The sequence below is a fragment of the Streptomyces sp. NPDC044002 genome, from assembly GCF_056434525.1.
This window is the reverse complement of the sequence record NZ_JBWKEZ010000013.1, coordinates 18,987-44,497: the sequence shown is the minus strand read 5'-3', so window position 1 is coordinate 44,497 and position 25,511 is coordinate 18,987. Positions and strand designations below refer to the sequence as shown.

Genomic DNA, 25,511 nt, shown 5'->3' with positions numbered 1-25,511 from the left:
TTTTTTGTTTTGTTTGTGCGGGGCAACGGGGATAACGGGGGAGAGCGCTCCAAGGCTGGCCCTTGGTGGGGGGGGGGGCGGGCGGGGGCGCCCCCCCGCCGCCACGCCCGATCCTCCTGCTTAGGCTTACCTAAGTCAATGTGTTCCCGACGTCTTGTCGGTAAAAACCTCCGGGCGGCGGGAATCTCGCCGCCGGGGTCCGCCGGCCGCCCCTACGGCAGGGTCAGGATCTCCGCGCCGGTGTCCGTCACCACCAGCGTGTGCTCGAACTGCGCCGTCCGCCTGCGGTCCTTCGTGACGACCGTCCAGCCGTCCTCCCACATGTCGTACTCGTGGGTGCCCAGCGTCAGCATCGGCTCGATGGTGAAGGTCATCCCGGGCTCGATGACGGTCGTGGCGTGCGGGCTGTCGTAGTGCGGGATGATCAGGCCCGAGTGGAACGACGAGTTGATGCCGTGCCCGGTGAAGTCCCGGACCACCCCGTACCCGAAGCGCTTCGCGTACGACTCGATGACGCGGCCGATGACGTTGATCTGACGGCCGGGCTTGACCGCCTTGATCGCCCGGTTCAGGGCCTCGCGCGTGCGCTCCACCAGCAGCCGCGACTCCTCGTCGACCTCGCCGCACAGGTAGGTCGCGTTGTTGTCGCCGTGTACCCCGCCGATGTACGCGGTCACGTCGAGGTTCACGATGTCGCCGTCCCGCAGGACGGTCGAGTCCGGGATCCCGTGGCAGATGACCTCGTTCAGCGAGGAGCACAGGGACTTCGGGAACCCCCGGTAGCCGAGCGTCGACGGGTAGGCCCCGTGGTCGCACATGTACTCGTGCGCGACCCGGTCCAGCTCGTCGGTGGTCACCCCCGGAGCGATGTGCTTCGCCGCCTCCTCCATCGCCTGCGCGGCGATCCGGCCGGCGATGCGCATGGCCTCGATGGTCTCGGCCGACTGCACCTCCGGTCCGGTGTACGGAGCGGGCGCGGGCTTGCCCACGTACTCGGGCCGGCGGATGTTTCCGGGAACGGAACGGACGGGAGAGAGCTCGCCTGGAACGAGCAGCGACTGGCCAGACATGCAAGCGAGTGTATCCAGCGGCGATGGGGCAGCATGGCGACGAGGAGCGGTATCGAACGGTATCGAGCGGCGGTACCGGGAGACCGCGCCGGAAGGAGTCCGAAGGCGATGGCCCTGTTCAAGAAGCGTCAGGTGGGCAAACCGGGCGAGTGGTACTACTGCCTGGTCCACCGCAAGGTGGAGGAGGGCCCCGAGTGCCCCGCCAAGGACCGCTTCGGCCCCTACACCACGCGCGAGGAGGCCGCCCACGCCATGGAGACGGCGCAGGAGCGCAACCTCGAATGGCAGAACGACCCCAAGTGGAACGACAAGACCCGCGAGGAGGAGGAAGGCGGCGGCGCCACCCCCTGAGGCTGCACCTCCGGCCGCACCGCCGGCTGCACCTCCTGCTTCACCAGCGGCCGGGCGACGGCGGGGCGGTCAGCTGGTCGGCCAGCCGCGCCAGCCGGTCGCGCAGCCGCCGCGGGCCGCGCCGCTCCGGCGGGACGTTCTCCCCGGCCGCCGCGCTGACCAGGTGCTGAACGGTGTCCAGGTCCAGCTCGGAGCCGGCGGCCGGCACCGACAGGGCGTCATGGGCGAGGGCGGTCAGGTCCGGGTCCCCGCCGTCCAGGGACAGTACGGTCGCCCCCGCGCGCCGGGCGTCGTGCACCCGCTCCAGCAGCCCCCCGCCGGGCCGCTCCGGAGCCACCACCAGCAGCGTGTGCCCGCGCCGGGCGGCCTCCAGCCGGCCCAGCCCCACCGACAGGTGCGGCGGCTCACCCGGCCGCACGTGATGGCGTACCAGCGTCGGCGCCAGCTCCGGCTGACCCGACCAGGCGGCCTCGTCCACCAGGTGCGCCGCCAGGTGCCAGGGCTCGTACTGCTCGGTGCCCACCAGCAGCAGGCTCCCGCCGGCCGGCGCCACCGACCGCCGCAGCGAACCCGCGAAGCGCCGGGCCTCGTCAGGCCACCGCGTCCCGGTGAGCACCTCGCGCAGCAGCGCCACCCTCACGGCATCCATGCGGCATCCACGGCAGCGTCCATGGCCGCATCCTGCACCATCCGACCCTCCTCGTCCGGCCTACCCGGCAGTACGCTCGCCAGCATGACTTCCTCAGACAGCACGCAGAAGCCGCCGGCCAGGGACCCCTGGGACCTCCCCGACGTCTCCGGCCTCGTCGTCGGCGTCCTCGGCGGCACCGGCGACCAGGGCCGCGGCCTCGCCTACCGGCTCGCCCGCGCGGGCCAGAAGGTGATCATCGGCTCCCGCGCCGCCGACCGCGCCGAGACCGCCGCCGCCGAGCTCGGCCTCGGCGTCGAGGGCGCCGACAACGCCGAGTGCGCCCGCCGCAGCGACATCGTGATCATCGCGGTCCCGTGGGAGGGCCACGCCAAGACCCTCGAAGCCCTCCGCGAGGACCTCGCCGGCAAGCTCGTCGTGGACTGCGTCAACCCCCTCGGCTTCGACAAGCAGGGCGCCTACGCCCTCCAGGTCGAAGAGGGCAGCGCCGCCCAGCAGGCCGCCGCCCTGCTCCCCGGCTCCCGCGTCACCGCCGCCTTCCACCACCTCTCCGCCGTCCTCCTCCAGGACGCCTCGGTAGAGGAGATCGACACCGACGTGATGGTCCTCGGCGAGTCCCGCGCCGACACCGACCTCGTCCAGGCCCTCGCGGCCCGCATCCCCGGCATGCGCGGCGTCTTCGCCGGCCGGCTGCGCAACGCCCACCAGGTCGAGGCGATGGTGGCCAACCTCATCTCCACCAACCGCCGCTACAAGGCCCACGCGGGCCTCCGCCTCACCGACGTGTGACCCCGCCGCCCCGCCGCCCCGCCGCCCCGCCCCCGGGCCCCGCACCGGCGGCGGGGCCCGGGGGCAGGGGTCAGCCCTTGCGTCCCGGACGGGTCTCGAAGGCGCCCAGGTGGGTCAGCACGCCGTGGTAGAAGCGCTCCACGGCCTCGTCGACGCTCCGGATGAACCCGGACTCCGTGTTCCCCCGCGTGGTCCCCGTCCCCTTGACCAGCGACAGCCGGAACCCGGTGAGCTGAGCACCGTCCCTGGGCAGCAGGTCACCCGGCTCCGGCCGCAGCCGCTCCAGCGTGCCGCGCGGCCCGTTCGCCCCCTCCACGAGGCTCTCCACGTGCAGGTCGGCCGGCGCCTCCGCCAGCACCCGCACCAGCCGCTTCACCGTGGTCAGCGGGTACGAGCCGACCGGGGCCGGCACGTCCACGGACGTGCGGACCTTCGCCGTCCGCAGATCCGCCGTGACCGCGATGACCGTACTCGTCCCCTCTATCCGCAGCTCCGCCGCCAGCCGCCCCTCCGCGCAGAGCCGCTCCGCCGCCGCGACCCGCCGGGCCTGCGGGTCGCTGCCGCGCCGCGCCCGCTGCACCGGCAGCGCCTTCTGCCCCAGCTCCCCGCCCAGGCGGAGGCAGACCTGCCGGATGAGCCGCTCCCAGCTCTCCACGACGTCCACGGCGCGCGGATCGCCGGTGCTCAGCGTCTCATCGTCGATCCCCTTGCGCACGGGAACCCAGGACGGCCCCATGTTCTGGAAGCCGTGGCAGCCCGAGTTCTCGTGCCGGAGGTACTCCAGCAGCTCCTGGAGCAGCCAGGCGTGCGCGGCGTTGGCCACCCCTTCGTGCCGGATCAGCATCTGGGTCTGATGCGCCACCTCCGCCCACGACAGGTGCCACAGGCTCACCTTGTGCTTGCGCCGGCCGTCGATCTTCACGTCAACCATGGGAGCCCCGTCGAGCGCCACGTCGTTCGAGAGCGTGATCACGGCCTCGTAGCCACGGCGCGCGGCTATGTCCATGTACTCCTGGACCTGCTCCGCCTTGAGGGGGTTCCCGTTGGTCTTGGTCTCGACCAGAGCCGTCCACAGCTTGCCCGCCCGCTCGACCCGGATCACGCCGTCCGGGCGCCGGGGCGTCTCGCCGTGGGGCAGGGACACCTCGGTGAAGGTCTGCATCCGTCCGGCGGGCGCGCCGAAGCCCGCCGTCAGCCGGCGGCCCAGCTCCGGCACCTGCGACATGACGGCCAGCAGCACGGACGTCGCGCGGACCTCGCGCTCCCGGTCGCTCTTGAGGGAGGGGACGGGGAACAGGCGCGCGGGGCGCCAGGAGTCGTTCTCGGCGAGGGACTTCTTGGCCACCTTGGGGAGGGTGACCTTCTTCCTGGTCGTACGGCTCCTGCCGCGGGTCTGCGCCGGCACGCCCGGCACGTCCGGCGCGTCCGGCCCGGCGGCGGGCACGGGTGCGGGCGCGGGGTCCCGCGCCTCCTGGGCGGCCTCCGCGTCGGCGTCCGCCCCGGGGGCCGCGGGGGCCGCACCCGCCGCCTCCCCGGCCTCGGCCGGGGCCGCTCCCTGCGCCGTCCCCTCCGCGTCCACCGCGTCCGCGGCCACCGTGTCCGCAGTCACCGCGTCCGCGGCCGCCGCGTCCGGTCCGGAGACCTCGGGCTCGTCGGCCTCCTCCTCCACCACCACGCCGAAGTCCGTGGCGAGCCCGGCCAGCCCGGTCTCGTAGCCCTGTCCCACGGCGCGGAACTTCCACTCCTCGCCCCGCCGGTACAGCTCCCCGAAGATGAAGGCCGTCTCCACCCCCGCGTCGTCGATGGAGAACCCCACCAGCGGCTCGCCGGACCGGTCCGCGACCGTCACCCGCAGGTCGTCGAGGTCCCCGAAGCGGGCACCCGCGTACTGGCTGGCCGCCACCACGATCCGCGCCACGTCCTGCGGCACCGCGGTCAGGTCGAGGCTGATGCGGTCCTCGTCCCCGCTGTCGGTGGGCGTCTTGCCCAGGAGCTGCACGCTTCCGTCCGGCGCGGCGGGGTTGTTGTAGAAGTAGAAGTCGTCCTCGCTGCGGATCTTGCCGTTCTCGTCCACCAGCAGCACGGAGACGTCCGCGTCCCCCGCACCCGACGCGCTGGTCCATCCCAGGCTCACCACGACCGCGCCGACGTCCTCGCTGAGGGCGTTCAGGCTGACGTTCGCACCCTTCTGGATTTCCTGCATGGCACTCCCCCCACCTGCCCGGATCCTCCCGCCGCCGACGACGGGATCCCGGGCTGTCGTTCTCTTTCCGCTGCTCTCGCACGATCGAATCGCGCGCCGGGCGAACCGTAACCGGGAGCAGGGGGGAAGATCAGGCAAAGGGGGAAATCGACCCCCACCGGGGATGGGGGACACTGGAGGGGTTCGACCCCCCTTCCGTGTCGCCGAGGAGCTGTTCCGGATGCCCCGCCTTGCCCTGTTCGCCATTGTCGTCTGCGTCCTCGCCGTGGCCGCGGCCGTGGTCGCCTTCGTGGAGGGCAGCTTCCTCGGGATCGTGTGGGTGCTGCTGGCCGGCGTCACGTCCAACATGGCCTGGTTCTACATCCGCAAGGCCAAGGCCGAGAAGCAGCGGGCGGCGTAGCCCGCCGGGTCAGTGGCTCAGTCCTGCTGGGCCGTGCAGAAGAACCCCTCGGAGTCCTGCCAGAAGCGGTACAGGTCGCGGCCGCAGTACGTCTCCAGGTCCGAGACGCCCAGCGCGCGCAGGACCCCGCGCACCGCGTCGAAGAACACGGCGTTCACCTCCGGGATCCACAGCAGCGCGAACACCCCGATCAGCGCGAACGGCGCCAGCGGGGCCAGTTCGCGGCGGACGCGGTGGGACAGCCACGGCTCGATGATCCCGTAGCCGTCCAGGCCCGGGACCGGCAGGAAGTTCAGGATCGCCGCCGAGACCTGGAGCAGCGCCAGGAACGCCAGCGCGAAGCGGAAGGGCAGCGGGACCCCGTCGAGGGCGTCCAGCCAGAACGGCGCCGTGCAGACCACGGCGAAGGCCACGTTCGTCAGCGGGCCCGCCGCCGAGACCAGGCTGTGCTTCCAGCGGCCCCGGATCCGGTCGCGCTCGATGTACACGGCCCCGCCGGGCAGGCCCAGCCCGCCCAGGATCACGAAGACCACCGGCAGCACGATGCTGAGCAGCGCGTGCGTGTACTTCAGCGGGTTCAGGGTCAGGTAGCCCTTGGCGCCGACCGTGATGTCACCGCCGTGCAGCGCGGTGCGGGCGTGCGCGTACTCGTGCAGGCACAGCGAGACCACCCACGCCGACGTGACGAAGAGGAACACCGCCAGCCCCGGGCTCGCCGCGTAGCCCGTCCACACCGCCCAGCCGGTCACCGCCATGACGGCGACGATGCCGAGGAACACGGAACTGATCTGCCGCTCGCCGCGGACGCCCTGATGACCCATGCGGCGAAACCTATCCCGGGCTCGGCGACGGCGGGGTGCGGGGCCGGGGAGAATGGGGCGGTGCGCTACGCGATTCTCGGCACCGCCCAGGCAATCAGCGACGACGGCAGCCCCGTCGCCGTCGGCGGAGCACGCCTGCGCGCGCTCCTGACCGCCCTCGCCCTGCGCCCCGGCCGCGCGGTCCCGGCCGGGCTGCTGGTCGCCGAGGTGTGGGACGCCGACCCGCCGGCCGACGCCGTCGCAGCGCTCCAGGCGCTGGTGGGGCGGCTGCGGCGGGCGCTGGGGCACGCGGCCGTGCGGTCCGTGGAGGGCGGCTACCAGCTGGAGGCGGAGCGGGACGACGTCGACCTGTACCGCTTCGAACGGCTCGCGCGCGCCGCCGCGGCGGACCGGGACCCGGCCCGGGCGGCGGCCCTGTACGACGAGGCGCTCGCCCTGTGGCGGGGCCCCGCGCTGGCCTCCCTCCCCGACCCGGCGGCCGAGTCCGCGCGCTGGGAGGCCGTACGGATGGACGCGCGCCGGGGCCGCCTGGGCGCGGCGCTGGCGCTGGGCGAAGCGGCGTCGGCCCTCCCGGAGCTGACCGAGCTGTGTGCGCGGCAGCCCCTGGACGAGTCCCTGCAGGTGCTGCGGATCCGGGCCCTGCGTGCGGCGGGCCGCCCGGCGGAGGCGCTGGCCGCCTACGAGACCGTCCGTCAGGACCTCGCCGCCCGCCTCGGCACGGACCCGGGCCCGGCCCTCCGCACCCTCCACGCGGAACTCCTCACACCCCCACCCGCCCCGGCCCCGCCCGCCCCCGGCGGCACGCCGGCGGCCCCGCACGCTCCCGCCCCGACCCCGTGGCCCGGCGCCCCGACGCCCCCGCACCCGACCACCGCGGCTCCCGGCGCCACGGCGCCCGCCGGCCACGCCCCGGCCCCGCACCCCGCCGCCCCGGCCGCCCTGGTCCCCGGGAACCTGCGGGCGCGGCTGACCACCTTCGTCGGGCGGGAGGAGGACATCCGCGTCATCGGCGACGACCTCGGCAGGGCCCGGCTCGTCACCCTGCTCGGGCCCGGCGGGGCCGGGAAGACGCGGCTCTCGCAGGAGGCCGCCGAGACCCACGCCCGCACCGCCGGCGGCGGCGACGGCTGGCCCGACGGGGTGTGGTTCGTCGAGCTGGCACCCGTCGAGGATCCCGAGGACGTCCCCGAGGCGGTCCTCGCCGCGCTCGGCGCCCGCGAGACCAAGCTGCGCGGCGCCGCCGCCGAGGAACTGCGCGCGCTGACCGACCGGGGCGGGGACGACCCCCTCGACCGCCTCGCTGAGCACTGCTCCCGCCGCCGGCTCCTGCTGCTCCTCGACAACTGCGAGCACGTCATCGGCGCCGCCGCCCACCTCGCCGAACGCCTCCTCACCCACTGCCCCGGCGTGCGGATACTCGCCACCAGCCGGGAACCCCTCGGCGTGCCGGGCGAGTTCCTGCGCCCCGTCGAACCCCTGCCGGACCCCGTAGCGCTGCGGCTCCTCGACGACCGCGGGGCCGCGGCCCGGCCCGGGTTCAGTGTCACCGCCGACCCGGCCGCCGCGGCCGAGATCTGCCGCCGCCTGGACGGCCTGCCGCTCGCCATCGAGCTGGCCGCCGCCCGGCTGCGGCTGCTCACCCCCCGCCAGATCGCCGACCGGCTGGACGACCGCTTCCGCCTCCTGACCGGCGGCGCCCGCACCGTCCTGCCCCGCCAGCAGACCCTGCGCGCCGTCGTCGACTGGTCCTGGGAACTGCTGGAGGAGCCCGAACGGGCCGTGCTCCGGCGGCTGTCCGTCTTCGCGGGCGGCTGCGACCTGGAGGCCGCCGAAGCCGTCTGCGCGGGGGCCGAGGACCTCGTCGACGTCGCCGACGCCATGGCCACCCTCGTCGACAAGTCCCTCGTCGTCGCCGCCCCCGGCCCCGCCGGCGACATGCGCTACCGCCTCCTGGAGACCGTCGGCGAGTACGCCGCCGAGCGCCTCGCCGAAGCCGGCTCCGGCGCCGGCTCCGCCGCCGGCGGCGACCGCGCCGCCACCGAGCACCGCCACCTCGTCCACTACCGCGAACTCGCCCGCACCACCGAACCCCTGCTCCGCGGCCACGGCCAGCGCGCGGCCGCCGACCGGATCGCCACCGAGTACGAGAACCTCCGCAGCGCCCTGCGCCGCGCCGTCGCCACCCGCGACGCCGACGAGGCGCTGTGCCTGGTCCACTCCCTCGGCTGGTACTGGCACATGCAGGACCTGCGCGCCGAGTCCCGGCACTGGTCCGACGCCGCCGCCGAGCTCGGCCCCGACCCCTTCCTCCCGCCCCACACCCCCGCCGAGCCCGTCCATGAACGGCTCGTCGACTCGCCCCCGCCCTACTCCGGCGAGGTGCTCGCCGAGGGCTGGCGCGCCCTGCACCTCGTACGGCTCGCCGCCCGGGACCAGACGAACACCGACTGGGACAGCCCGGAGGTCCGCGAGCAGGTGGCCGGGGTGCTCGCCACCTACCGGCCCGGCCTCCCGCAGACCTGCCGCACCCCGGCCTCCCTGTGGATCTACGCCGTGATGATCGCCGGGGACCCGGGCCTGCTCAAGCGGGTCGTGGACGCCACCATCGACACCGCCCGCGAGCTCGGCTACCGCTGGGAGCTCGCCTCCGGCCTCCAGCTGAGGGCCAACATCCTCGCCAACCGGGCCGACTGGGCCGGCGACGCCTCCCGCGACGCGGACGAGAGCCTGGTCCTCTTCCGCGAGCTCGGCGACGACTGGGGCTGCGCCGAGGCCCTGTCGGCCCGCGCCGAGACCCGGGAGAAGCGCGGGGAGTACGACCTGTCCGCCCAGGACTACCTCGCGGCCATCGAGCACGCCGAACGCCTGGGCGCCAAGGCGCAGGTGACGGTACTGCGCGTGCGGATGGCCGGCTCCCTCGTGGAGAGCGGCCGGATCGAGGAGGCCGAGCGGATCCTCACCGAAACCCTCACCACCTCGGTGCGGTTCGCCAACGAGTCCGTGCCCGCCGCGCGGATGTTCCTCGCCTCCGTCTACGGCCGCACCGGCCGGATCCCCGCGGCCCGCGAGCAGGTCCGGCTGCTGCGCGAGGAGTTCGCGACGGGCGCGTTCGCCGTCTTCGACGTGTTCCTGCTCGCCACGACGGCCTGGCTGGACAACCAGGAGGGCAAGTACGAGGACGCCCTGAGACAGGCCCGCGAGGCCGCGGGGGCCGTCCGGCACCCGCTGGCGATGATGGTCGCCCCGTACATGCCGGCCCTGTACCTGCTGACGGCCGCCGTGGCCCGGCTCGGCCTCGGCGGCCCCGAGCGGGCGTACGAGGCCGCCCGGCTGGTCGGCGCCTACCGCGCCCAGCTGCCGGCCGGGCACGTCCCGGTCTCCACGGAACGCGAGGACGCCGCCCGCACCGAGGAAGGGGCGAGGGCGGCGCTGGGTGATGCGGCGTACGAGGCCGCGTACGCCGAAGGCGGCGGCCTCTCCCTGGAGGAGGCCACCGCCCTCATCTGATCCGGCCGGCTCCCCCGTGCGGTGCCGTCCGGGACGCGATCCGGACGGACCGGCCGCCCGGGATCAGGTCTTCTGGCGGAACTTGCGGACCGCGATCGGCATGGTGACCGCCGTGATGGCGACCGACCAGGCGAGGGTGATCCACACGGAGTTGCCCAGCGGGGTGCCGTTGATCAGGCCGCGGGCCGCGTCGGCCAGGTTGGACAGCGGGTTGACGTCGGTGAAGCTCTGCAGCCAGCCGGGCATCGTCGTCGGCGGGGCGAAGATCGAGCTGCCGAACTGGAGCGGCATGAGGACGATCATCGCCATGCCCTGGACGGCCTGGGCGGTCTTCAGGGTGAGGCCGAGCAGGATGAAGATCCACATCAGCGAGGCGCCGAAGACGGCCGACAGCCCGATGGCCAGGAACAGGTCCAGTACCGAGGACTTGATGGACAGGCCCAGGATGAAGCCCACGGTGAGCAGGATCGTGATGGCGACCATCATGCGGCCGAGCTCGACCACGATCTTCGCGATGAGGACCGAGGAGCGGGCGATGGGCATGGACCGGAAGCGGTCCATCACGCCCTTCTTGAAGTCGTCGTTGACGCCGGTGCCGACGCCCATGGCGATGTTCATGCCCATCATCGCCATCAGGCCCGGCACGACGTAGTTGACGTACTCGCCGTTGTTGCCCTTGCCGGAGATCGCGCCGCCGAAGACGAACACGAACAGCAGCGTGAAGATGATCGGCATGAACACGACGTCGAACATCGACTCCGGGTCCTGCTTGATCTGAAGGGCGTTGCGGCGGACGAGCGCGCCGATGTGGCGCATGTTGCCCCGCAGGCCGATCCGGCCCTCGCCGGGCAGCGGGGAGGCGGCCGGGGCGGCCGCGGTGGTGCTGGGCTTCGTCGTGGTTACGGTGCTCATGCCGCGACCTCCTGATCCGTCTCGGTCTTCCGGGCGGGCGCGGCGTCCTCGGCCTTCTCCGGCTTCTGGCCGGTGATGGACAGGAACACCTCGTCCAGGCTGGGCAGGTACGTGCCGATGTCGGCGACCGCGTACCCGCGGGCGGCCAGCAGGCCGACCACCGCGGTCAGCTGCTCGTCGCTGAGGATGGGGACCAGCAGCACGCCCTCGTCCGGCACCGCCTGGGAGCCGGCGACGCCGTCCAGGCCGGTCTCCGCCAGCGCGCGGGCCATGCCCGGCAGGTCGGAGGCCTCCACCGGACGGATCCGCAGGGTGCGGCCGCCGACCCGGGCCTTCAGCTCGTCGACCCCGCCCTTGGCGATGACCTTGCCGCGGTCGATGACCGTCAGCTCGTTCGCGAGCTGCTCGGCCTCCTCCATGTACTGGGTGGTGAGCAGGACGGTGGCGCCCTCGGCGACCATCCGCTGCACCTCGTCCCACACCTCGTTGCGGGTACGGGGGTCCAGTCCGGTGGTCGGCTCGTCCAGGTAGAGCACCGCCGGGCGGCCGATCATCGAGGCGGCCAGGTCGAGGCGGCGGCGCATGCCGCCGGAGTAGTTCATCGCCGCCTTCTTCGCGGCCTCCGTGAGGGAGAACCGTTCCAGCAGCTCGTCCGCGCGGGCCCGGGCGTCCTTGCGGGACAGGTCCAGCAGCCGGCCGATCATGTAGAGGTTCTCCCAGCCGGAGAGCTTCTCGTCGACCGAGGCGTACTGGCCGGTGAGGCCGATCGTGCGGCGCAGCTGCCGGGGCTGGCGGACCACGTCGAAGCCGGCGACGGTGGCGGTGCCCGCGTCGGGCACGATCAGGGTGGACAGGCAGCGGACCAGGGTGGTCTTTCCGGCGCCGTTCGGGCCGAGGACACCGAGTACGGTGCCCTCGCGGACGTCCAGGTCGACCCCGTCCAGGGCCTTGGTCTCGCCGTAGTGCTTGACCAGCCCCCGCACTTCCACGGCGTTGGGGTTCTTGTCGTTTCGCGTCATGTCCACCATGGGACCAGCCGTCACTGACAAAGCTCCGACAGTCGACCGACAGCCCACCGACGGGCGAGCGGACTTCGAACGACAGCCCGCCGACGGATCTGTCGGCGGGCTGTCGGTGACCGTCGGGACTAGTGGAAGGCGTGCTCCTCCTGCGGGAACGTTCCGCCGACCACGTCCTCGGCGAAGGCCTTCGCCGCGTCACCCATGGTCTTGCGCAGGTTGGCGTACTGCTTCACGAAGCGCGGCATCTTCCCGCCGGTCAGGCCCATCATGTCGGTCCACACCAGCACCTGCGCGTCGCACTCCGAGCCGGCGCCGATGCCGACCGTCGGGATGTGCAGGGACCGGGTGACCTCGGCGGCCAGCTCGGCCGGGACCAGCTCCAGCACCACCGCGAACGCGCCCGCGTCCTGCGCCGCCTTCGCGTCGCGCAGCAGCTGGTGCGCGGCCTCGTCGGTGCGGCCCTGCACCCGGTAGCCCATGGCGTTCACGGACTGCGGGGTCAGGCCCAGGTGGGACATGACCGGGATGCCGGACTGCACGATCAGCTCGGTCTGGTGCAGAGAGCGCTCGCCGCCCTCCAGCTTGACCGCTCCGACACCGGCCTCCTTCACCAGCCGGGTGGCGCTGCGCAGCGCCTGCACGGCGCCTTCCTGGTAGGAGCCGAACGGCAGGTCGCCGACGATCAGGGCACGGCCGGTGCCCCGTACGACGGCCGCCGACAGCAGGGTCATCTCGTCCATCGTCACGGGGACGGTGGTGTCGTAGCCGAGGTGACAGTTGCCCATCGAGTCGCCGACGAGGATCACCGGGATGCCGGCCTCGTCGAACACGGACGCCGTCATGGCGTCGTAGGCGGTGAGCATGGGCCACTTCTCGCCGCGTTCCTTGGCGAGCATGAGGTCGCGGACGGTGATCCGCCGGGTGCCAGTGCCTCCGTACAGGGTGGGGGAGGCGGCTTCGCGGGCAGGCGAAACGGCATGCGTCATTGCAACTGCTCCTTGTGTCATCTCGAGGCGCCCTCACGGCGTCCCCGGACTCACCCACCATGGTGGCACCCGTCCGGCCGTGGACGGAAGTGCCCGAGCCGCGACGCGCTGACCCGTCCGTCACACTCCCGGCCCGCTTCCGGGCGCGCCGCAGTCAATGTGCGCGTTTCGTGACAACCGGAACCCTTGCCGCACGGCCGTTCGTCCTCCCGGTTGTACGGCCGCGAGGTCGGCACGGAAGGCTCCGAACATCGCCTAGGGTCAAGGGGCGGGGACGGAGCGCGAGCACGGCAGCGAGGAATGGGCATGGCACAGGCGTACATGACGGAGACGGGGAACGGCGGCTCCGAGCCCGGGCCCTCCGGATCCGGACTGAAGCGCCGGCTGGCCGAGCTGCGCCGTGACCGGGGCATCTGGAAGCGCGGGACCGTCACCGCCGGGTTCGCCGCGCTGATCTCGCTGATCATGATCTTCCACGCCGAGCTGCCCAACGACGTCGGCAACCTCGGCAGCCTCACCGAGACCTTCCTGCCCTGGCTGGGCGTGTTCGTACCGGTACTGCTGGCCATCGCGGTGGTCCGCAAGTCCGCGACCGCCCTGATCGCGATACTGCTGACGGCCGCGGTCTGGGTGAACCTCTTCGGCGGCCTGGTCACCGACAAGTCGGGCTCCGGCGGCAACCTGACGGTCGCCACCCACAACGTGGACGCCGACAACCCGGACCCGAAGGGCACCGCCGAGGCGGTCGCCAAGTCGGGGGCCGACGTCCTGGCCCTGACCGAGCTCAAGGCGAGCGCCGTCCCCGTCTACGAGAAGGCCCTCGAAGGCGCGTACAAGTACCACGCGGTCGAGGGCACGGTCGGGGTGTGGAGCAAGTACCCGCTGACCTCCAGCAAGCCCGTGGACATCCGGCTCGGCTGGACCCGCGCCATGCGCACCACCGTCGCGAGCCCCTTCGGCGAGATCGGCGTGTACGTCGCCCACCTGCCCTCGGTCCGCGTCAAGCTCAACGCCGGCTTCACCGCCAACCAGCGCGACAACAGCGCCGACGCGCTCGGCGCCGCCCTCGCCAACGAACCGCTGAAGAACGTCATCCTGCTCGGAGACCTCAACGGCACCATGAACGACCGCTCCCTGTCCGAGGTCACCTCGCAGATGCGCTCCACGCAGGGCGCCGCGGGCAACGGCTTCGGCTTCAGCTGGCCCGCGCAGTTCCCGATGGCCCGGATCGACCAGATCATGGTCCGCGGCGCGAAGCCGGAGGCCTCCTGGACCCTGCCGCGCACGGGCAGCGACCACCTGCCGGTCGCCGCCCGGCTGAGCGTGCGCAAGTAGCGCGCGGGCCGGCCGTTGCCGCGGCGGCCGGCCCCGCACGGCCTACGGCCTACGGTCGCTCGCGCCAGCCGTTGGTGATGGGCAGCCGGCGGTCCTTGCCGAAGCCCTTCGCGGAGATCTTGGTGCCCGGCGGGTACTGGCGGCGCTTGTACTCCGCCGTGTCCACCATCCGCAGGGTCTTCGCGACGAGCTCCCGGTCGAAGCCGGCCGCGACGATCTCCTCCAGGCCCTGGTCCCGGTCCACGTACCGGTCGAGGATCGCGTCGAGCACCGGGTAGTCCGGCAGCGAGTCCGTGTCCACCTGCCCCGGGCGCAGCTCGGCGCTCGGCGGCTTCACGATCGAGTTCTCCGGGATGGGCGGGGTCTCGCCCCGCTCCTCGGCGGCCCGGTTGCGGTAGCGGGCCAGCCGGAAGACGTCGCTCTTGTACACGTCCTTGATCGGCCCGTAGGCGCCGACGGAGTCCCCGTACAGGGTGGAGTAGCCGACGGCCAGCTCGGACTTGTTGCCCGGGGCCAGCACGATGTGGCCCTCCTGGTTGGAGACCGCCATCAGCATGGTGCCGCGCAGCCGGGACTGGAGGTTCTCCTCGGCCAGGCCGGTCAGGCCCAGCGAGCCCATGTAGGCGTCGAACATCGGCTCGATCGGGACGGTGCGGAAGTTCAGCCCGGTGCGCGCCGCCAGATCGGCGGCGTCGCCCCTGGAGTGCTCGGAGGAGTACTTCGAGGGCATGGCGATGCCGTACACGTTCTGCGCGCCGACCGCGTCGCAGGCGATGGCCGCGACGAGCGCCGAGTCGATGCCCCCGGAGAGCCCGATCAGGACGGAGCGGAAGCCGTTCTTGCGGACGTACGCGCGCAGGCCCACCACCAGCGCGTCGTACACCTCCTCGTCGTCGTCCAGCCGCTCGGCGTAGCCGCCGGTCACGACCGGCTCGTACGCCTCCAGCGGCTCCTCGGAGAGGATCACGCGGTCGATGCGCAGCCCGTCGTCCACGACGCCCTCGGGGGCGTCGGGGCGCGCGGCCGGGAGGTCCAGGTCGACCAGGACGCAGCCCTCGGAGAACTGCGGGGCCCGGACGACGACCTCGCCGGAGGCGTCGACGACGATCGAGTCGCCGTCGAAGACCAGCTCGTCCTGGCCGCCGATCATCGCCAGGTAGGCGAGGGTGCAGCCGGCCTCCTGGGCGCGCTTGCGGACCAGTTCGAGGCGTACGTCGTCCTTGTTGCGCTCGTACGGGGACGCGTTGACCGAGATCAGCAGGCCGGCCCCGGCGGAGCGGGTGGCGGGCACGCGGCCGCCCTCCTGCCAGAGGTCCTCGCAGATGGCGAGGGCCACGTCGACGCCGTGGACCCGGACCACGGGCTGGGTGTCGCCGGGCACGAAGTACCGGAACTCGTCGAACACGCCGTAGTTGGGGAGGTGGTGCTTGGCGAACCTGAGCACGACCTCGCCGCCGTACAGCACGGCGGCGGCGTTCTCCGGGGAGCCGGCGGGGCGGCCGAGCCGGGGGGCGGCCCGCTCGCTGCGGTCGAGGTAGCCGACGATGACCGGGAGCCCGCCGAACCCCTCGTCCGCCAGCCGCCGGGCCAGCGCGGTCAGGGCGGTGCGGGAGGCGTCGACGAAGGACGCCCGCAGGGCCAGGTCCTCGACGGGGTAGCCCGTCAGCGTCATCTCCGGGAACGCCACCAGGTGGGCGCCCTGCTCGGCGGAGTGCCGCGTCCAGTGCACGACCGAGTCGGAGTTGGCGGCGATGTTGCCGACCTGCGAGTCGATCTGATTCAGAGCGAGGCGAAGTTGAGGCACGGAGCCCAGTCTAATCGTCTTTCTGACGCGATGTCCTGGGCCCCGGCCGTTCCGGGCGGTTCAGGGGCGGTTCAGGGCCGGCTCAGGAGCGGTTCGACGACGGCTGGCCGACGGGGCCGGCGAACTTCACCGGGGGCAGCAGGACGCCGGGGGACAGCTCCACGCTGATCCGCGTGGTGCCCCCGGGCAGCTCGTACGCGGCACTGCCGGAGGCCGTCTGGCCGGGTTCGAGCAACCGGTCGACGCGCTTGGGCATCCGGCCGTCGAAGACGAGGCTGCCGGTGTTGCCCCTGCCGTCGCGGACCTCGGGGATCGCGTGGACGACGCGGAGGGGCTCGGTGGAGGTGTTGGTGATGGTGAAGGGCACCTCGACGGCGTTGGCCACCTCGGTCCACTTGCTGCTGCTCGTGTACTTCCGGGGCGCCTCGACGGTCACCTTGACGCCGTTGGGGTACGTGAACGTACGGCCGAATTCGAGCGGGGTCGTCATGCCGGGGCCCGGCGGGGGCGTGGGGAGCGGGTCCACCTCCCAGTCCTCGCCGTCCTCCCAGTCCTCGTCCCAGTCGGGCTCGACCGCGGCGGCCTCGCGGGCGCGGTCGACGGCCTTGTCGACGAGGTTCACGGTGAAGAGCAGCCCGCCGGCGGAGGCGCCGAGGCCGATGACGCCGAGGGCGATGCCGAACAGGGACATCACCCTGCGCGGGGCGCCGGCCCGGGCGCGCACGAAGGCGCCGATGCCGAGGCCGACGGCGGTCAGGGCGAGCAGCGTGCCGACCCAGAACACGAACGGCACGAGGGCGACCGGCACCGCCGCCAGACCCAGCACCAGCGCGGCGACGGCCATCCCGTTGGAGGGCGCCGGGGGCACGGGCTGGTACGCGGCGTAACCCGGGTGGCCGGGGTAGCCGGGGTACGCCGCGTAGGGCGCCGTCGGGGGCTGCCCGGGCGCGCCCCACGCGGCGGCGGGCGGCGCGGGCTGCGGGGCGGCTCCGGGGGAGGGGGTCGCCCAGGGGTCGAACTCCACGGCCGGGGGCGGGCCCGGCTGCGCGGGGGGCTCCGCCGGTGCGGCTCCGTCCTGCGGGGCCTGCGCGGGCGGGGCGTCTGCGGGCTGGGCGGCGGGCTCCGCCGGTGTGGCCCCGTCCGGCGGGGTTTTGGTCAGCGACGGCCTCGCAGGCTCCGGCTCCGGCTCCGGCGCCTGGGTCTCCGCCGGAGGGGCGTCCGTGGGCGGGGTCTTCTCCAGGGACGGCTTCGCCGCCCCGGGTATGGGCGTGGCCTCGGGCTCGGACGGCGGACCGGACGGGGTCCCGGGCGGGTTCGGGGGCGTGCTCATACCTGGCGGCGTCCTTGGAGTGTGCGGCGTACGGGGCGGGGAACGCGGTGTACGGACGATGCGGGCAGACTGCCATGCCCTCCGGCCCCCTCCAAGCCGTTTCGGCCCCGGCTCCCGCACCGCGGAACGGTATCGGCCGATGTGCCGGAATCAGGACCTCCACCCGGCCAGGGGGGCAGGCGGCAGGGGGTTGTCCGGCGTATCAGGGCCGGGCCCGGCGGCCCCGGACACCCGCCGGGGGGATCCGGGCCGTCCGGCCGTGATCGGCCGGACGCCCGCCGGGGGCCCGGGCATGTCCCGGGCGGCAGTCGGGGGAGGCCCCGGCCGGCCCGGCCGGGCCGGGATCCGCCGGGGCCCCCGGAGGGAACGCGGCAGCGGACCCGCACGTTCTCACCCCGTGGGACTCGGCCGGATGGCCCAGGACGCGCATCCCGGCGATCCCCAGCGGCGGCGCCGCCCGGGGGCGCCGCACGCCGACGCCGGATCTGCTGAGGATCATTCACACCATGCGTACAGAACGCCCGAACCGCCCGTACCGCCCCGAAGGAGCCCCACCCCCCACCACCTGGCCCGTCGTCCTCCTCGTCGGTCTCGGCGCGGCCGCCTACACCGCCTGGGTGCTCGAAGTCGTCCTCTCCACCGGCCTCAACCCCATCGAGACCTACGTCAGCGAGCTCGCCGCCCAGGACCAGCCCCTCGGCGGCCTCTTCCGGGCCACCGACTTCACCGCCGGCATGCTCGTCTTCCTCGGCGGGCTGCTCGCCCTGGCCCGCCTGGTCCGCCATGCCGGGTCCCGGGGCTTCTGGGCCGTCACGGGCTGGGCCGGGGTCACCCTCTTCGGCGCGGCCACCGCCGCCGACGCCTGGCTGCCGCTCAGCTGCCAGCCGACCGCCGACCCGGAGTGCGCCGCCCGCGAGACCGCCGGCCTCGTCCCGGCCACCCACCAGGCCCACGCCGTCAGCAGCAGCCTCGCCATGACCGGCGCCCTCATCGGGATAGTGGCCCTCACCGTCGCGGCCCGCCGCTACCGGCGGCACGCGCCCCTCGCCCGCTACGGCCCCGCCCTCGTCGTCCTGGAACTGCTCGCCACCACCTGGACCCTGACCGCCATCGCCCTGTTCACCGCCGGGCACGGGACCTGGGCGCTCGGGGCGGGGCAGCGGCTCCAGGTACTGCTGGTCGCGCTCTGGCTGGGGCTGCTGGCCCACTCCGTCCACCAGGAGGGCCGTACGTGAACACCCGCTTCGTCCGGGTCGACGGCATCCCGCTGCACGTGGTCGTCGAGGGCGAGGGGCCCCCGGTGGTGCTGAGCGCCGGGCTCGCCATGGCCTGGTTCGACTGGGATGCCGTCGCGGCCCTGCTCGTGGCCCGGGGCCGCACCGTGATCCGCTTCGACCGCCCCGGGCACGGCCTCAGCGCCCCGGCCGACGGGCCCTCCGGCGCCGCCGCCGAGGCCCGCCGGATCGCCGGACTGCTGGACGCGCTGGCAACGGGCGCGGCGGGGCCGGGGGCCGCCCCCGTCACCGCCCCCGTCACCGTCGTCGGGCACTCCATCGCCGGGTTCCACGCCGAGGCCTTCGCCCGCCTGTACCCGGAGCGCACCGCCGCCCTGGTGCTGGTCGACTCCAGCGTCGAGGAGGCCTCCCGCACGCTGCTCCCCGCCGCGCTGCGCACCGGCGCCGCCCGCGCCCTCGGCCGGGCCGTCACGGCCGCCGGGCTCCCCGCCGCGCTGGGGCCCGCGCTGCGGGGCGCGGCCGTACGGGCCTCCCGGGCCGGCCGGGCCACGGACCCGGCCGCGCGGGACCTCGTACGCCGCTGCTACCGCACGGGCCGGGTCTGGCGCGGGGCCCTCCTGGAGAACTCCCGCTACCCGGACACCGCCGCCGAGCTGCTCGCCCTGCGCGCGGAGCACCCGCTGAAGGCGCCCGCCACCGTCCTGGCCGGCCACGACGGCCCGCCCGTCGGCCCCGCGCCGCACTGGCTCGTCCGTCAGGCGGCCCTGGCCGACGCGCTCGGCGCCCGCTTCGAGGTCGCCGCCCCGGCCGGGCACCTGGTCATGCTCGACCGCCCGCACCAGGTGGCACGGGCGATCCTGGACACCCTCTAGCGCGGGGCCGCCCCGCGCTGGCGGAGCATGTCCTCCATCAGCTTCAGTTCCGACTGCTGCGCCTCGACCATGCCCTGGGCCAGCGCCTTCTCCGCCGGGGTGGCGCACTGGCGGGCACAGCCCTCGGCCATCGCGACGCCGCCCTTGTGGTGGTCGGTCATCAGCTGGAGGTACAGCACCTCGGCGTCCCGGCCGTTTGCCGCACCGAGCCGCTCCAGCTCCTCCTTGGTGGCCATGCCGGGCATCAGCGCCCCGGCCTTGGCGGCGCCGTGCCCCGCGTGGCCGCCGTGCCCCTCGCCGGCCTGCATCCAGGACATCGGCGGCTCGTCGGCCACCACCTTCGGCAGCCCCCACAGGTCCAGCCAGCCCAGCAGCATGCCGCGCTGGTTGGCCTGCGTGTTCGCGATGTCGTACGCGAGCCCGCGCACCGGTTCGTCCTGGGTGCGGTCGCGGACGATGAAGGACATCTCCACCGCCTGCTGGTGGTGCACCGCCATGTCCCGGGCGAAGCCCGCGTCCGGCGAGTACAGGGCGGGCGCGGCGGCCGCGGCGCGGTCGCCACCGCGGCCGTCCGGGCCGTTCGCGGTGGCGACCGTGGCCCCCACCGCGAACAGCACGGCCAGCACGACCGCCGCGCCCGCCGCCCAGTACGTACGGGTCACTTCTCGCCCAGCCCGTTGGTGCAGGCCGCGCCCGGCTCCGGGGTCTGCGGGCCCTGCACGTACTTGGTGAAGAACTGCGCCACCCGGGGGTCGTCCGCCTTGTCCACCGTCAGCTGCTTGCCCCAGGCACTGAGCATGATCGCCCCGGCCTGCTCCTTGACGGGGCTCAGCAGCGTGTAGGGGGTCTTGCCGACCTTCGCCGCGAGCTTGTCGACCTCGGCCTTGTCCGCCTTCTCGTTGTACGTCACCCAGACCGCGCCGTGCTCCAGCGAGTGCACGGCGTTCACCTCGGGGACCGCGTTCTTGTACACGTCGCCGTTGCAGTTCATCCAGCGCGGGTTGTGGTCACCGCCGACGGGCGGGTTCATCTCGTACTTGACCGGGGTCTCGACGTGGTTGCGGCCGAGCTTCTTCGCGTCCCAGGTCTGCTCGCCCGAGACGGGGGCCTTGCGGGCCGCCTCCTCGTCCTTCTCCTTCTGCTTCTGGTCGATCAGCACCCAGGCCCCGAAACCGACGAGCCCGGCGACGATCGCCGTGGAGATGCCGATCGCGAGGAACTTGTTGCGCCGCTCGCGCGACTGCTCGGCGCGGCGCATCTCGGCTATGCGCTGCTGGCGGGAGTTCTGCTGTGACGTCCTGCTGGCCATGTGCCCTTGATTCCTTCTGCTGAGGGGGGTGTGGGGGTGGTGCCGTGAATGCCGTGCGGTGCGCCGGAGCGCTCAGGTCCGCAGCACTTGCAGGACGTGCAGGCCGGGGGCGCGCGCGAGGGTGCCGGGCGGCCGCACCGGCCCCGCGGCCGCACCCGGGCGGGCGGCCGGTACCGGCCCGCTCCCGGGCAGGGCCGCGGCGGGCGGCGGGGCGGGCAGCACGGCGGGGGTCACATGGGAGAGGGGGGAGCAGCCCGGAGGGTCGTACGGGGACACGCAGGTGGCGTGCGCCCCGTGTCCGGCGTGCACCCGTCCGGGTTCCGCCGCCGGCCGCACGCACAGGAAGGCCATGCCGGCCGCCACCCCGGCCGCGACGAGCAGCACGAGCACGGCACGCCGGAAGGGGCGCCCTCGGCGCCCGCTCCGCGTGTGCTCCCAGCCCCCCATGGGCGCTGATGGTAATGCTCATGACGGCCCCTGGGTCAGAGCGGGGGTGCCATCGGCCTTCGGGGGTGCGTAATGTGGCGGAAACCACCACTGGCGATACTGGACGGGCCCGGCTGCGCCCCCCGTCCCTTTGGGGTGGTGGTGCACAGATCGTCTGAACTGCGAGGATGAAGGCATGGACAAGCAGCAGGAATTCGTCCTCCGGACGCTCGAGGAGCGCGACATCCGCTTCGTGCGCCTGTGGTTCACCGATGTGCTGGGCTTCCTGAAGTCCGTCGCGGTCGCCCCCGCCGAGCTGGAGCAGGCCTTCGACGAGGGCATCGGCTTCGACGGCTCCGCGATCGAGGGCTTCGCCCGGGTCTACGAGTCCGACATGATCGCCAAGCCGGACCCGGGGACCTTCCAGATACTGCCGTGGCGCGCCGAGGCACCCGGGACGGCCCGGATGTTCTGCGACATCCTGATGCCGGACGGCTCCCCGTCCTTCGCGGACCCGCGCTACGTCCTCAAGCGCATCCTGGCCAAGACCTCCGACCTGGGCTTCACCTTCTACACCCACCCGGAGATCGAGTTCTTCCTGCTGAAGGACAAGCCCCTGGACGGCACCCGCCCCGTCCCCGCCGACAACTCCGGCTACTTCGACCACACTCCGCAGAACGTGGGCATGGACTTCCGCCGCCAGGCGATCACCATGCTCGAATCCATGGGCATCTCCGTGGAGTTCAGCCACCACGAGGGCGCCCCCGGCCAGCAGGAGATCGACCTCCGCTACGCCGACGCCCTCTCGACGGCCGACAACATCATGACGTTCCGCCTGGTCATGAAGCAGGTCGCGCTCGAACAGGGCGTCCAGGCCACCTTCATGCCGAAGCCCTTCTCCGAGTACCCGGGCTCCGGCATGCACACCCACCTGTCCCTCTTCGAGGGCGACCGCAACGCCTTCTACGAGTCCGGCGCCGAGTACCAGCTCTCGAAGGTCGGCCGCTCCTTCATCGCGGGCCTCCTGCGCCACGCGGCGGAAACCGCCGCCGTGACCAACCAGTGGGTCAACTCCTACAAGCGCATCTGGGGCGGCTCCTCCCGCACCGCCGGCTCCGGCGGCGAGGCCCCCTCGTACATCTGCTGGGGCCACAACAACCGCTCGGCCCTGATCCGCGTCCCGATGTACAAGCCGGGCAAGACCGGTTCCTCCCGGGTGGAGGTCCGCTCGATCGACTCGGGCGCCAACCCGTACCTCACGTACGCCGTCCTCCTGGCGGCGGGCCTCAAGGGCATCGAGGAGGGCTACGAACTCCCGGCGGGCGCCGACGACGACGTCTGGGCCCTCTCCGACGCCGAACGCCGCGCGATGGGCATCGAACCCCTCCCGCAGAACCTGGGCGAGGCCATCTCCCTGATGGAACGCAGCGAACTGGTCGCCGAAACCCTCGGCGAGCACGTCTTCGACTTCTTCCTGCGCAACAAGAAGCAGGAGTGGGAGGAGTACCGGAGCGAGGTCACCGCCTTCGAGCTCCGCAAGAACCTGCCGGTGCTGTAGGGGCGGTCGCGCCTCTGCTCCGGGCCTCCGGTCGTCGACCGGGGGCCCGGCCGTTTCAGGGCTTGATGCAGGAGAGGGTGAGCTCCGGGCTCTTGACGGTGATGCCCGCCGAGGGGACGTGCAGGGTGACGTATCCGGTGGGCGGCCTGCCGCCCACGGAGTAGAAGTTCGTCACCACGAGGAGGGAGTGGGTGAGGGTGCCGCCGGTGAACTCGGCCGTGCCCTGGGCGATCCGGTCGTTGCTGGAGATGAGGGTCCAGAAGTAGGGCACCTTGCCCTTGCCCGTGCCGGTGAGCTTGCCGTCGAACTCCACCCTGCTCATCGCGCCCTGAGAGCAGTCGACCGGGGTGCCCTGCTTGGTGAGGACGACGACCTCGGCCTTGGTGATGCGCACCTTCCCCTGTTTGCCGCCGCCGTCCGGCTTCTCCCTGGGCGGGGTCAGGCAGGCGGTGCGCTTGCCCTTGGCGTTGACGTTGTACTGGCCGTAGCGGACGCCCTGCTTGTCGAGGGTGCCGTCGTCGCCGACCCGGGTGCGCTGGCTGCCCTGCGGGCCGTTGATCGTGACGGACTGGTTCGGCTCGAAGCCCTCCAGGACCAGGGTGTACGGGCCGCTGCCGCCCTCCCCGGCCGCGACCAGCTCGCACGAGGCGGCCCGCAGCGGGGCCGCGGACGCCGGGGACGCGAGGGCGGCGGCGGCCGGGGAGAGGAGGAGGGGGGCGGCGAGGAGCGTGAGGTGGCGGTGCCGGATCATCGTGCTGCCCTCCGGGACGGGAAAGCCCCCGATGCTCCTCCCAGGATATCGGCGGGTCAGGCGGGCGGCGGCAGGACGGCCGGGTGCCAGGTGGGGGCGGGTGCGGTGGGGCGGCCGGTGGTGGTGTGGAGCTGGGCGTCCAGGCCCAGGACCGCCGTCGTCGTGGTGCCGGACGGGTCGAGGACGGCCGAGGGCGCGCCCGCGTACAGCATCCGGGACTCCGTCCAGGCGGGCGGCCCGCCCAGGGTGGTCGCGGCGACGGTGCCGGAGTCCGCGCGGCCCGTCACCGAGCGGCCCGCGACGCCGACCGCACCGTAGCCGGCCCGGCCGCCGGACTCCGAGACGCTGGAGACCTGCGGGGCGCCCGGGCCCGCGGTGACGAGGGCGCTGCGCACCACCCCGGAGTCGGGGCGGCGGAAGTAGAGCCGGACGCCCGCGCCGTCCCGGGCCGCCGACAGGGGGACCGTGGTGGCGGGGAGGCCGGTCGGGTGCGGGCCGGAGAGGGGGGCGCCGGGGGCGGGCTGGGTCCAGGCCAGGGCGGATTTCGTGGTGGTGGCGTAGACGTGGTGCCGGCCGGCGGAGTCGACGGCGGTGACCGGGTCGCTCTGGAGGTCCTCGCCGCCCAGCTGCTGCCAGTCGGTGAAGGCCCCCGACGGCTGCTGCACGCGGGCGCGCAGGGTCCGGCGGGTGTCGCGGAGGTAGACGGTGAGCCGGCCCCCGGCGTCGACGGCGGCGGCGGGGGCGCTGACGGCCGAGGTGCCGGGCTCGTCGTCCGGCTCGGGGGTGCCGAGCGACTGCCACGCCCCGAACGGGCCGTCGGGCGCGGCCTGGGCGGCGTACACCACCTCGCGACGGTAGTCGGCCGGCCGGGGGCCGAGGGTGGTGCGGGTGGCGAGGACCGCGACGCGGCCGTCGGGGAAGCGGGCAGTGGTGGCGCCGGGGTCGATGCCGGTGCCGGGGAGCAGGGCGGGCCCGGTCCAGGTCCCGGCCCGGTCGCGGTTCCAGACGGCCATCCGCCCGTCCAGCACGGCGAAGGCCCAGAGCCGGCCGGGGCTGCTGCCCTCGGTGAGCCAGGAGGAGGTGTCGGCGCGGGCGTAGCGCAGCGACTGGGCCCAGTGGCGGCCGGTCGGGCTGCCCGCCACCTTGCGGTCGCCGCAGCCGGAGGGGGAGCCGCCGCAGTAGTCGGCGCGGTCCTGCCAGGCGTACGTCTTCAGGAAGCCGATCTTCGTCTCGGCGGTCTGCGGGTCGAGCGCGTGGGGGAGGGTGCCGTTGTGGTACCCGAGGTAGTTCTGGACCGAGAACCGCGGCCGGTCCGTGACCCGCTCGGCGTACAGGGCGGTGGCGGCCTGCACGAAGCGGGCGCCGTACATGTGGTCCTGGTGGTCGGTGTACTTGCCGGTGTCCGCGTACCGGCCCGGCGTCGGGTCCTGCATCCGTATCGTCGTCGGCCGGTACCGCTCCAGGATCCCGGCTATCGACCGGACCACCTGGTCCTTGGTGTACGAGAACTGCTGCTTGACCGGGGTGCCCGTGGTGAGCTGCGCCTCCAGCGCCGGTATCCGCCCGTTCCACAGGCCGCGCAGGCTGTCGGGGTTCTCCGCGGCCGGGTTGCGGGCCTCGCGCAGCTGGAACCAGACCAGGTTGACCTGCGGGCGGGCGACGAGGACGTCGAGCTCGGCCTGCCCGCCGCCGGCGGTGGGTATGACCGTGCGCTTCCACGCGCTGGTGCGGTCGCCGGTGGCCATCTGCGCGTAGGCGGACCGTATGCCGTTCTGCCGGGCCTCCGCGTACCGGGCGCGGTCGGCGGGCTGCTCCGGGTCCTTGGCCTCGCCGCCGCGCGCCTCGTTGCGGCCGTCGGCCTCGCCGGAGGTGAGGTAGGCGGTGGTGACGGGGATCCCCGCCAGCAGGGAGCGGCTGAGGTCGGGGTTCATGAAGAAGAGGTCGTCGTCGGGGTGCGCGACGATCTGGACGACCGTGCCGGAGGTGGTGCTGGCGGGCAGGGCGGCGGCCGGGCCCTTCCCGTCGGCGGTCTCGGCCGAGGTCTGCTGGCCGGAGGCGATGGAGAGGACACCGGAGGCGCCCACGGTCAGCATGGGCAGCACGGCCGCGAGGAGGAAGCGGCGGCGGGAAAGGGGCATGGTCACGGCCTCTTGAGGTCGCTTCGGGCAGGAAGAACCGCTG

The 25,511-nt window shown here is 73.6% G+C and carries 22 protein-coding genes; 8 read left to right on the top strand and 14 right to left on the bottom strand.

Translation table 11 applies throughout. The annotated features are described in order from the left end of the window. Positions 1–212: 212 nt before the first annotated feature. Positions 213–1,070 (bottom strand): type I methionyl aminopeptidase, encoded by an 858-nt coding sequence (gene map, locus AC07A6_RS12615; RefSeq protein ID WP_362466392.1) that lies wholly within the window; start codon positions 1,068–1,070, stop codon positions 213–215. A gap of 108 nt (positions 1,071–1,178) precedes the next feature. Here map and AC07A6_RS12610 point away from each other — a divergent pair, with 108 nt between their 5' ends. Further along, positions 1,179–1,421 (top strand): hypothetical protein, encoded by a 243-nt coding sequence (locus AC07A6_RS12610; protein ID WP_125599636.1) that lies wholly within the window; start codon positions 1,179–1,181, stop codon positions 1,419–1,421. Positions 1,422–1,461: 40 nt separating this feature from the next. On the opposite strand, the gene AC07A6_RS12605 is transcribed toward AC07A6_RS12610, so the two are convergent. After that, on the bottom strand, positions 1,462–2,070 hold the full coding sequence (locus AC07A6_RS12605) for a hypothetical protein (RefSeq protein ID WP_362466395.1): 609 nt from the start codon (positions 2,068–2,070) through the stop codon (positions 1,462–1,464). Between the two features lie 84 nt (positions 2,071–2,154). On the opposite strand from AC07A6_RS12605, the gene npdG reads away from it, so the two are divergent. Continuing rightward, positions 2,155–2,859, top strand: coding sequence for an NADPH-dependent F420 reductase (gene npdG / locus AC07A6_RS12600; protein WP_478777083.1), 705 nt, complete (start codon positions 2,155–2,157; stop codon positions 2,857–2,859). A 70-nt stretch (positions 2,860–2,929) separates the two neighbouring features. Here the strand turns inward: npdG and AC07A6_RS12595 are convergent, their stop codons facing one another. Beyond that, positions 2,930–5,062, bottom strand: a complete 2,133-nt coding sequence (locus AC07A6_RS12595) for a TerD family protein (RefSeq protein ID WP_478777082.1) — start codon at positions 5,060–5,062, stop codon at positions 2,930–2,932. 220 nt (positions 5,063–5,282) lie between these two features. Between AC07A6_RS12595 and AC07A6_RS12590 the strand changes: the two genes are divergently transcribed. Further along, positions 5,283–5,462 (top strand): hypothetical protein, encoded by a 180-nt coding sequence (locus AC07A6_RS12590; protein WP_362466403.1) that lies wholly within the window; start codon positions 5,283–5,285, stop codon positions 5,460–5,462. A 17-nt stretch (positions 5,463–5,479) separates the two neighbouring features. Here AC07A6_RS12590 and AC07A6_RS12585 read toward each other — a convergent pair whose 3' ends face one another. After that, positions 5,480–6,283 carry a site-2 protease family protein gene (locus AC07A6_RS12585; protein ID WP_478777081.1) on the bottom strand — a complete coding sequence of 268 codons (804 nt, stop codon included), beginning with the start codon at positions 6,281–6,283 and terminating at the stop codon, positions 5,480–5,482. A 60-nt stretch (positions 6,284–6,343) separates the two neighbouring features. Here AC07A6_RS12585 and AC07A6_RS12580 point away from each other — a divergent pair, with 60 nt between their 5' ends. Beyond that, positions 6,344–9,790: an AfsR/SARP family transcriptional regulator gene (locus tag AC07A6_RS12580; protein ID WP_478777080.1), complete on the top strand. Its 3,447-nt coding sequence runs from the start codon at positions 6,344–6,346 to the stop codon at positions 9,788–9,790. 63 nt (positions 9,791–9,853) lie between these two features. Here AC07A6_RS12580 and AC07A6_RS12575 read toward each other — a convergent pair whose 3' ends face one another. From AC07A6_RS12575 to panB, 3 genes are all read right to left on the bottom strand, one after another. Further along, positions 9,854–10,702 (bottom strand): ABC transporter permease, encoded by an 849-nt coding sequence (locus AC07A6_RS12575; protein WP_386272522.1) that lies wholly within the window; start codon positions 10,700–10,702, stop codon positions 9,854–9,856. Next, on the bottom strand, positions 10,699–11,730 hold the full coding sequence (locus tag AC07A6_RS12570) for an ATP-binding cassette domain-containing protein (protein WP_478777079.1): 1,032 nt from the start codon (positions 11,728–11,730) through the stop codon (positions 10,699–10,701). The genes AC07A6_RS12575 and AC07A6_RS12570 overlap by 4 nt, the downstream gene beginning before the upstream one ends. 119 nt (positions 11,731–11,849) lie before the next feature. Then, entirely contained in the window at positions 11,850–12,710 is an 861-nt protein-coding gene (panB, locus tag AC07A6_RS12565) for a 3-methyl-2-oxobutanoate hydroxymethyltransferase (protein ID WP_362466417.1), read from the bottom strand. Between the two features lie 306 nt (positions 12,711–13,016). Here panB and AC07A6_RS12560 point away from each other — a divergent pair, with 306 nt between their 5' ends. Then, positions 13,017–14,045, top strand: coding sequence for an endonuclease/exonuclease/phosphatase family protein (locus tag AC07A6_RS12560; protein ID WP_362466419.1), 1,029 nt, complete (start codon positions 13,017–13,019; stop codon positions 14,043–14,045). Positions 14,046–14,094: 49 nt separating this feature from the next. On the opposite strand, the gene AC07A6_RS12555 is transcribed toward AC07A6_RS12560, so the two are convergent. Both AC07A6_RS12555 and AC07A6_RS12550 read right to left on the bottom strand, forming a co-directional pair. Further along, positions 14,095–15,849: an NAD+ synthase gene (locus tag AC07A6_RS12555; RefSeq protein ID WP_478777078.1), complete on the bottom strand. Its 1,755-nt coding sequence runs from the start codon at positions 15,847–15,849 to the stop codon at positions 14,095–14,097. Between the two features lie 82 nt (positions 15,850–15,931). Beyond that, positions 15,932–17,179, bottom strand: coding sequence for a DUF4190 domain-containing protein (locus AC07A6_RS12550; RefSeq protein ID WP_478777077.1), 1,248 nt, complete (start codon positions 17,177–17,179; stop codon positions 15,932–15,934). 506 nt (positions 17,180–17,685) lie between these two features. On the opposite strand from AC07A6_RS12550, the gene AC07A6_RS12545 reads away from it, so the two are divergent. Together AC07A6_RS12545 and AC07A6_RS12540 are read left to right on the top strand one after the other, a co-directional pair. After that, the gene (locus tag AC07A6_RS12545; protein WP_478777076.1) at positions 17,686–18,414 is read left to right on the top strand and encodes a DUF998 domain-containing protein; all 729 of its coding nucleotides are present in this window, start codon (positions 17,686–17,688) and stop codon (positions 18,412–18,414) included. Beyond that, a complete protein-coding gene (locus tag AC07A6_RS12540) occupies positions 18,411–19,286 on the top strand; it encodes an alpha/beta fold hydrolase (protein ID WP_478777075.1) in 876 nt (291 codons plus the stop codon). The genes AC07A6_RS12545 and AC07A6_RS12540 overlap by 4 nt, the downstream gene beginning before the upstream one ends. Here the strand turns inward: AC07A6_RS12540 and AC07A6_RS12535 are convergent. From AC07A6_RS12535 to AC07A6_RS12525, 3 genes are all read right to left on the bottom strand, one after another. Next, positions 19,283–19,948, bottom strand: a complete 666-nt coding sequence (locus AC07A6_RS12535; protein ID WP_478777074.1) for a DUF305 domain-containing protein — start codon at positions 19,946–19,948, stop codon at positions 19,283–19,285. The two genes, AC07A6_RS12540 and AC07A6_RS12535, sit on opposite strands and share 4 nt — an antisense overlap. Then, positions 19,945–20,595 carry a DUF3105 domain-containing protein gene (locus tag AC07A6_RS12530; protein WP_478777073.1) on the bottom strand — a complete coding sequence of 217 codons (651 nt, stop codon included), beginning with the start codon at positions 20,593–20,595 and terminating at the stop codon, positions 19,945–19,947. The genes AC07A6_RS12535 and AC07A6_RS12530 overlap by 4 nt, the downstream gene beginning before the upstream one ends. Positions 20,596–20,667: 72 nt before the next feature. Next, positions 20,668–21,042, bottom strand: a complete 375-nt coding sequence (locus tag AC07A6_RS12525) for a hypothetical protein (protein WP_362466437.1) — start codon at positions 21,040–21,042, stop codon at positions 20,668–20,670. A gap of 175 nt (positions 21,043–21,217) precedes the next feature. On the opposite strand from AC07A6_RS12525, the gene AC07A6_RS12520 reads away from it, so the two are divergent. Then, positions 21,218–22,579 (top strand): glutamine synthetase family protein, encoded by a 1,362-nt coding sequence (locus AC07A6_RS12520; protein WP_007263785.1) that lies wholly within the window; start codon positions 21,218–21,220, stop codon positions 22,577–22,579. A gap of 55 nt (positions 22,580–22,634) precedes the next feature. Here AC07A6_RS12520 and AC07A6_RS12515 read toward each other — a convergent pair whose 3' ends face one another. Together AC07A6_RS12515 and AC07A6_RS12510 are read right to left on the bottom strand one after the other, a co-directional pair. Next, a complete protein-coding gene (locus tag AC07A6_RS12515) occupies positions 22,635–23,330 on the bottom strand; it encodes a hypothetical protein (protein WP_478777072.1) in 696 nt (231 codons plus the stop codon). A gap of 56 nt (positions 23,331–23,386) precedes the next feature. Beyond that, positions 23,387–25,468, bottom strand: coding sequence for a PIG-L family deacetylase (locus tag AC07A6_RS12510; RefSeq protein ID WP_478777071.1), 2,082 nt, complete (start codon positions 25,466–25,468; stop codon positions 23,387–23,389). Positions 25,469–25,511 lie beyond the last annotated feature (43 nt).